The sequence below is a fragment of the Phyllobacterium sp. P5_D12 genome (assembly GCF_054049495.1).
Genome location: NZ_JBFUMG010000192.1, coordinates 1 through 8,040, shown reverse-complemented (window position 1 = coordinate 8,040; position 8,040 = coordinate 1). Strand labels below are relative to the sequence as shown.

At 56.7% G+C, this 8,040-nt stretch carries 6 protein-coding genes and 1 riboswitch; of the genes, 2 read left to right on the top strand and 4 right to left on the bottom strand.

The window, feature by feature from the left end; genetic code table 11:
* Positions 1-1,098 (top strand): adenylate/guanylate cyclase domain-containing protein (locus tag ACXJ5O_RS14015; RefSeq protein WP_457300419.1); only part of this gene is annotated, 1,098 nt, incomplete at its 5' end.
* Between the two features lie 79 nt (positions 1,099-1,177).
* Here the strand turns inward: ACXJ5O_RS14015 and ACXJ5O_RS14010 are convergent.
* Positions 1,178-2,176 (bottom strand): IS30 family transposase, encoded by a 999-nt coding sequence (locus ACXJ5O_RS14010; protein WP_457300418.1) that lies wholly within the window; start codon positions 2,174-2,176, stop codon positions 1,178-1,180.
* 289 nt (positions 2,177-2,465) lie between these two features.
* Here ACXJ5O_RS14010 and ACXJ5O_RS14005 point away from each other — a divergent pair, with 289 nt between their 5' ends.
* Positions 2,466-3,527 (top strand): GSU2403 family nucleotidyltransferase fold protein, encoded by a 1,062-nt coding sequence (locus ACXJ5O_RS14005; RefSeq protein WP_457300417.1) that lies wholly within the window; start codon positions 2,466-2,468, stop codon positions 3,525-3,527.
* Between the two features lie 53 nt (positions 3,528-3,580).
* Here the strand turns inward: ACXJ5O_RS14005 and gcvP are convergent, their stop codons facing one another.
* Genes gcvP through gcvT form a run of 3 tightly spaced genes read right to left on the bottom strand, consistent with a single transcriptional unit; the run spans position 3,581 to position 7,863 of the window.
* On the bottom strand, positions 3,581-6,382 hold the full coding sequence (gene gcvP / locus ACXJ5O_RS14000) for an aminomethyl-transferring glycine dehydrogenase (RefSeq protein WP_457300420.1): 2,802 nt from the start codon (positions 6,380-6,382) through the stop codon (positions 3,581-3,583).
* 3 nt (positions 6,383-6,385) lie between these two features.
* A complete protein-coding gene (gcvH, locus tag ACXJ5O_RS13995) occupies positions 6,386-6,754 on the bottom strand; it encodes a glycine cleavage system protein GcvH (RefSeq protein ID WP_112532235.1) in 369 nt (122 codons plus the stop codon).
* 5 nt (positions 6,755-6,759) lie between these two features.
* Positions 6,760-7,863, bottom strand: a complete 1,104-nt coding sequence (gcvT, locus tag ACXJ5O_RS13990) for a glycine cleavage system aminomethyltransferase GcvT (protein WP_457300416.1) — start codon at positions 7,861-7,863, stop codon at positions 6,760-6,762.
* A gap of 49 nt (positions 7,864-7,912) precedes the next feature.
* Positions 7,913-8,021, bottom strand: a riboswitch (glycine riboswitch).
* Positions 8,022-8,040 lie beyond the last annotated feature (19 nt).

Sequence of the window (8,040 nt, the reverse complement as noted above, 5' to 3'; positions counted from 1 at the left end):
GAGGGAAGGGCATTCCCGTGGCGCCGGGACGGGGAAGTCGAGAAAGCCATCATCGAATATGGCTCCTCACAGCAAGGCGAAAGCGCTGACAACTGGCAGAATTCGACTTTCTACCATCTCCTGCAAATCGGCGAGGACGAGATGCGCCATCGGCTTGCCGAGGTTGATAATATCAGCTTCCGTCATCTGACGACTCTCAAGAGCGAGGGTTGTACCGATTATCTCGCTTTCATGAATCGGTTTTCGAGTGAAGGCAGCATCGGCGAGATGGACTGCTTCTATTCCTCCTGGTCGACCGCTGATTCAGAGGGTTTCTCCGAGAACGATGTAGACGCGCTCAGGCGATTGGTGAGGGGTCTCGCTCTCGCCGTCAAATGCGCTTCGCTCACGCGCATCGTCAGAACACTGGCCGACGTCTATCTCGGCCGTGATGCAGCGAAACGGGTGCTTGCAGGGAGGATCAACCGCGGTTCGGCCGAGCGCATCGAGGCGGTGCTATGGTATTCCGACTTGCGGGACTACACCCGTATCTCCGATGCAGCTGCACCTGATGCGATCATCCCCATGTTGAACGACTACGCTGAAGCCGTCATTTCATCGGTGCAGGAGGCGGGCGGCGATGTATTGAAGCTGATCGGGGATGGCATACTTGCGATTTTCACCGAAGAGGATTCGGCAAGCGCGGCTACCGCCGCATTGAAAGCGCAGATGCACCTGCGCAAGCGCGTGGTGGTACTCAACAAGACGCGCAAGGCCAGCGGTGCGCCCGCAACGGATGTTTATCTTGGCGTTCATATCGGCGAGGTCTTCTATGGCAATATCGGTAGCGATACGCGGCTGGACTTTACCGTTGTCGGACCTGCAGTCAACGAAGTCAGCCGCATTGCCTCCATGTGCCGGTCGGTTGATCAGGACGTTCTCCTTTCCGACCGTTTCGCCGCAGCTCTGCCTGAAGAACTGCGCGCAAAACTGGTATCGGTTGGCCGCTTCGCGCTGCGCGGCGTCGGTCGAGCGCAGGAATTGTTTACGATTGATCCGATAATTCTTGAAAAATATAGAGCGGCTGGCCGAGCACAACACGCCGCCCAATCTCAATAGGCATTCGCGGCATGTGGCACTCATCCATCCTGTAGATTCCATCTGAAGTGCGACAGGCATGGGGTGAGGGTAGTTGAGTTCATAGCTGTTGCAAGTGCTGGGCAAAGACTTCTTCTGGTGTTCGGTAACCGAGGCATTTGCGCGGGGTGGTATTCAGATCGCGACAGAGCCGGCTGAGGTATGGGCCATCGATCTGCATCAGGTCGGTGTCGCGCGGCAGGAAGCGCCGGATGCGCCGGTTGGTGTTCTCGACAGTGCCTTTTTGCCAGGGTGAATTCGGCTCGCAGAAATAGCTCCTGGCACCGAGGCCATTCTTCAGATGCCGCCAGCCCATGAACTCTGTGCCGCGATCAAAAGTGAAGCTCTGGCATGCCGGTGCGGGCAGTGGTTCGAGTGCGGTGATGATCTTTTCCATGATTGGCAATGATTGACGATCATTGTTTTTCATCAGCAGCGTATAGCGGCTTTTGCGTTCGACCAGTGAGGTGAGATTGCTCTGACCGTATTCCTTGCGGAACACCATCAGATCGCACTCCCAATGGCCGAAGCTGCTGCGTTCCTTGATCGTATCGGGGCGATTGTGAATGCTGCAGTACACAGGGATATGAGAGCCGCGCGGCTTACGACTGCCACGGCGGCGGCGTGCCCGTCGGCCTTCCGGCAAATACCGGTACAGCATCAGCTCGCGGCCATGCTGGCTATAAGCGAACCGATAGATGGTTTCCGTACAGATCCGAAAAGGACTGACGCCATCGGTCTTCAATCGTCCGGCGATCTGTTCGGGTGACCAGCTGTTGCGCAGACGATCGATCACCATAGCGCGCAAACCTGGATAACGGACAAGCTTGCGCCGGACATGACGGCGACGCAAACACAGGTCGTTGGCCGTCAGCGGGTAATAGCCGCTGTATTGTTTGAATTGCGGGTCGTGGAAATGGTTGCGTTTCAGTTCGCGATAAATCGTCGAACGATGCCTGCCGAGCAGGCTGGCGATCTCATCAACGGGCAGTTTCTTTTCTCGAAGCCGATACAGTTTGCGACGTTCATCCAGATCGAGCTGCACGTAGAGGCGAGGCATGCATTCTTCTCCAAAGCTAACACGTTGATATTATTAACGTGTCGCACTTCGAATTAGAATCCACCTCCGGCAACGATAAAGTTGCATAAGCTTAATTATGGAACTGCTGAACGTAAGCAAACGGGTAAATTCAGCCTGCAATATCGGCGATTTGCGGAACTTATTACATTATCCCTTTTGCGCCTGATTTTGACGACTTGGGGATAATATGTTGTAAATCAGCATTTTAAACTCGAACAGATGTGATATTATCCCTTTCACACTCCATTTGCTATCTCATAGGGATAAGATGAGTAAATTCAATGAACTATCCTCTGAACAGATTCGCCAGCACATCGACACTGCGCAGGGTTATGAGGTCTATCGGACCAGCTTGAAGGAATATGAGCAGCGCTTTTCCGGGTCGATGTCGTGGAAGAAAAGCACGAATGACAAGGAATATCTCTACAAAAAGACCAACGGAATATGGAAATCTTTGGGCCCGCGATCGCATGAAACCGAGACGATCTATAACCAGTTCCATGCTGGCCGCGACAATTCCAAGGAGCGCGTAGCGCGCTTGGCTCAACGCCTGGATGAATTGGCCCCGGTCAATCGAGCGATGGCTTTGGGTCGTGTACCGCTTTTGACGGCACGTATTCTCCGTGCGCTTGACAAGCTCGGTCTTATCGGCACGGCCATTGATGTTGTCGGCACCAATGCACTGTTTGTCTATGAACGCATGGCCGCCGTTCACATTACCAGCGGATTGCTTTCGACGCAGGATGTCGACTTGTTGATGGATTCGCGATTCAACCTGCGGCTGATAACCAAGGATTTTTCTCATAAAGGATTGATCGGCCTTCTGCAGAAAATCGACCATTCCTTTGTGCCTTTAGCCAAGAACGGCTACCGGGCAGCGAACCGGGATGGTTTTCTGGTGGACCTCATCAAACCCGTACCAAAAGACGTCATGTCATCAAAAGAAAAGACACGTTTCAGCGCTGATGCCGACGATCTGCAGGCGATCGAAATCGAGGGGCTATCCTGGCTGGTCAACAGTCCGAAAACGCAGGCTGTAGTAATCGATGAGCGAGGCTACCCGTTGGCTTATTCCTGTCCAGACCCCCGGGCCTTCGCGCTGCATAAATTGTGGTTGTCACGGCGTGTCGATCGCGATGCGGCCAAGCGTATGCGGGACGGACAGCAGGCACGGATCGTTGCCGAACTTATCTCCAAGCAACTGCCGCATCTTTCCTTTGAATCCAGCGACTTGCAGGCCTTGCCGCTTGCATTGCGTCAGCTGGCAACGGAACTCGTTCCCGCCAAGGGCAACAGCAATGAAGAATTGCACCTGACACCAAACTGGTGACTGAGGCGCTGAGGCGCCGGGATACGTCTCGGCGCCCCAGCAATAGGCGAGATCTAGCTATAAGCCTGCATCGGCGGGCAGGAGCAAACCAGATTGCGGTCGCCAGCAACATTGTCGATGCGGGAAACGGGAGGCCAGTATTTCGGGTTGTCCTCGCTTTCGCCAGCCGGCAGGCTCGCCTCGCTGCGGCTGTAAGGATGTGACCAGCCATCGGCCAGAACATCACCGGCTGGATGCGGTGCATTTACCAGCGGATTATCGTCCTTTGGCCACTCACCGCTCGCGACTTTTGCCGCCTCGTTGGCAATGGCAATCATCGCATCGCAGAACCGGTCGATCTCACGTTTCGATTCCGACTCGGTCGGCTCGACCATCAGCGTTCCAGCAATCGGCCAGGACATGGTCGGCGCGTGAAAGCCATAGTCGATAAGCCGTTTGGCAATGTCTTCGACATTGATCCCGGCACTTTCCTTCAACACCCGCGTATCGAGGATACACTCATGCGCCACGCGGCCATTGCGACCCCGGAACAGCACGGGATAGGTATCCTTCAGCTGTTCGGCAATGTAATTGGCATTGAGGATTGCCATTTCCGTGGCACGCTTCAATCCGTCGCCGCCCATCATTCGGATATACATCCAGGTGATAGGCAGGATCGATGCACTGCCGAATGGTGCAGCCGAAACCGCGTGCCCTGAACCGTTAGCGACATGCCCGGGCAGGAATGGTGCCAAGTGTTTTTTGACGCCGATTGACCCTACACCCGGGCCACCTCCGCCATGCGGAATGCAGAAGGTCTTGTGTAGGTTCATATGACAAACATCTGCCCCGATATCGCCGGGACGAGCCAGACCAACCAGCGCATTGAGGTTAGCGCCATCGAAATAAACCTGTCCGCCATGGCCGTGGATAACCGCGCAAATATCTTTCACGCCCTCCTCGAACACACCGTGCGTCGAGGGATAGGTGATCATCAGCGCTGCGAGACTTTCGCTGTGCTTCTCGGCTTTGGCCTTCAGATCGTCGAGATCGATATCACCCGCTTCTTCGCAGGCAACGACGACCACGCGCATGCCCGCCATATGCGCGCTGGCCGGGTTGGTGCCATGTGCGGATTCCGGAATGAGACACACATCGCGATTGTCGTCGCCGCGGTCGAGATGATAGCGGCGGATGGCAAGCAAGCCCGCATATTCGCCTTGACTGCCTGCATTCGGCTGCAGGGAAACCGCATCGAATCCGGTAATCTCGGACAGCCACGCTTCAAGATCATCCGTCAGCGATTGATACCCGAGCGCGTGATCGGATGGCGCAAAGGGGTGCACATTGGCAACGCTTTGCCAGCTGACGGGCAGCATTTCAGCTGCGGCGTTGAGCTTCATCGTACAGGAGCCCAGCGGGATCATGGCCCGGTCAAGTGCCAGATCCTTGTCGGCGAGCCGGCGCAGGAAGCGCATCATCTCGGTTTCGGAACGCTGCTGATGAAACACGGCCTGGGTCATGAACCCTTCAGCTGGCCGGGTGCTTGGCAGCTTTACGCCGGGATCATTCGGCAGGCTTGCACCGAACAGCGCTGCAAGTGCGCTGAGGTCCCCGTCCGTTGTCGTCTCGTCAACGGTAATGCCGAGCCGGTCATGATCGATGACCCGGAGCAAGCGCCCGCCCTTTTCGGCAGCGTCAGCAATGGAAGTCGCCCTGCCGGGGACGCTGACCGTTATCGTATCGAAGAAGCGTTCTCCGCCAAGCTTGAGGCCGGCAGCCGCAAGTCCCGCCGCAAGACGCGCAGCTCTTGCATGAACTTGGGCAGCGATAGCCTGAAGTCCCTGCGGGCCATGCCAGATGGCGAAGGACACAGCCATATTGGCAAGCAGTGCCTGCGCGGTACAGATATTCGATGTCGCCTTGTCGCGGCGGATATGCTGCTCGCGAGTCTGCAGCGCAAGGCGGTAGCCCGGCCGTCCCTTGCTGTCTACTGACTGGCCAACCAGACGTCCGGGGATAAGCCGGGTAAGATTATCGCTCACTGCGAGATATGCTGCGTGCGGTCCACCATAGCCGATAGGAACGCCGAAGCGCTGCATGGAACCAGCGGCGATATCCGCTCCAAGCGAAGCGGGGGAAGCTGTGATTGTCAGTGCGAGGGGATCCGCGACCACAATAACCAGCGCGCCGGTCGCTTTTGCAGCCTTGATGATCGCCGAGTGATCGCCATAGACACCATAGGTGTCAGGCCAGGGTACGATGATCGCCGCGACACTGGCATCAATCTCGCCGCCGTTCACACTCATGCCAAGAGGCTCGGCGCGGGTCCTGACCACATCGAGGATCTGCGGATGCACTTCTCCGGCAAGAACGATGCGGTTGCGCTTTTCGCGATGATGACGGTAGGCGATGCCAACGGCTTCCGCCACAGCGGTCGCCTCATCCAGCAGCGATGCGGATGCAACCGGCAAGCCTGTCAGTTCTGTAACCAGTGTCTGGAAATGGAACAGCAGCTCCAGCCGTCCCTGACTTATCTCTGACTGGTAGGGCGTATAAGCCGTGTACCACGCGGGGTTTTCAAAGAGATTGCGCTGGATAACCGCAGGGACGTGCGTGCCGTGATAGCCCTGCCCGATGAAGCTCTTATGGGTTTTGTTCTGACCCATCTTGAGGCTAAGTTCTGCCAGTGCTTCTGCCTCATTGGCAGCTTCGGGGATATTTAGCGGCCGTTCCAGACGAATGGATTTCGGCACAGCCTGCGAAATCAGGGTTTCCAGCGAGGGAATGCCTAGTGCCGCCAGCATTGCGCGTGAGCCCTGTATGCTCGGGCCGATATGGCGGTCGGAAAAGGGAAAAATGCTTTTATTCATGATCGATCAACCAATAATCGCTTTGTAGCCGGCTTCGTCGAGCAAACCGGTCAACTGGTCCGTGTCGGACAATTTCATCTTCCATAGCCAGCCATCGCCGGTTGCCGAAGAATTGACCAGCGCGGGATCGCTTGCCGTCGCCTCGTTGACTTCAGTCACTTCGCCGTCCAGCGGCGCATAGACATCCGAAGCCGCCTTGACCGATTCCACCACAACAGCGGCATCGCCCTTCGACAGGGATTGACCGACATCCGGCAATTGAACGAAGACGAGATCGCCGAGCTGGTCCTGCGCATGATCGGTAATGCCCACGGTGGCGATGCCATCCTCGACGCGGACCCATTCGTGATCTTCGGTAAAATATGTGGCTGCCATCTGAATTATCCTTTGTGGTAGCGATGTGGGGTGAAGGGAAGTGAATGAACGTGGAGCGCAATGCGGTTACCGCGCACTTCAGCGAAAACCTGGGTACCAATGGGGGCGAAATCCTTGCCGACATAGCCCATCGCGACAGGAAAGCCTGCCGAGGGCCCGAAACCGCCCGATGTCACCACACCGACCGCATTGCCGTGGATATCGACCAGAATGGAATCAGACCGAACCGGCTGGCGGCTATCGGGTTTCAGACCTACACGTTTTCGTGCCGCGCCCTTGGTGATCTTGTCGAGCAGAGCTTTGGCACCGATGAACCCGGCCTTTTCGCGCACTGGCTTGGTGATCGCCCAGGTAAGACCCGCATCGACGGGATCAATCTCGGGCGTGATGTCCTGGCCATGCAGGCAGAGGCCGGCCTCCAGTCGCAGACTGTCGCGCGCAGCAAGCCCGACCCACGCCACGCGTTCGTCTGCAAGGAGCACGGTCGCGAGTTCGCGCGCTTCATCTGCTGGCAGGCCGATCTCGAAACCGTCCTCGCCCGTATAGCCCGAGCGGCTCATGAACCAGCCAGGCTTGGGCTCGAAGCCATGCATGAACGCAAGCTCTGTTCCGGGAACTCCGGCCACGCGCAGCACATCCACCGCCTGCGGTCCCTGAATAGCGAGGAACACGCAATCGAGCGCGTCGATCCTGCAATCAAAGCCCTTCGCAACGTCGCGCAAATGCGCTTCGTCAGCGGCTGCATTGCCGGCATTGGCGACGACCATGAAATGGTCTTCGCTGAGCCTCGTGACAATCAGATCATCGAGAATGCCCGCCTGCTCGTTGAGGAAGAATGTATATTTGGATTGCCCTGTCGCCAGCGTATCTGCGCCCAACGGGCAAATATGGGATAGCAGCGCCGCTGCTCCAGGTCCTGCAATATCAAACAGCTGCATGTGCGAGATATCGAACAGCCCGGCTTTCTCGCGTGTATGCAGATGCTCTTTCATCACCCCCAATGGATAAGTGATTGGCATGGACCAGCCTGCAAACCCGCCAAAGCGCGCACCGGCGGCTTTATGCAGATCATCAAGCGGCAATGATTTCAGGTTTTTTTCAGCGCCCATTTTTACTCCAGAGTCGTGCAAAGATCCCCGCCACAAGGACGGACCGTTTCTTTGCCCCTCTGTCGGAAGCCTGAGAGACTCGCGCAGCTTAGGACTTGCGTCCGGCTGCACTTACACCTTCGGCGCGAGGTTTCCCTCGACTTTCCAGAGTTGTCTTATCCTTTTGCGGTTCTTGCT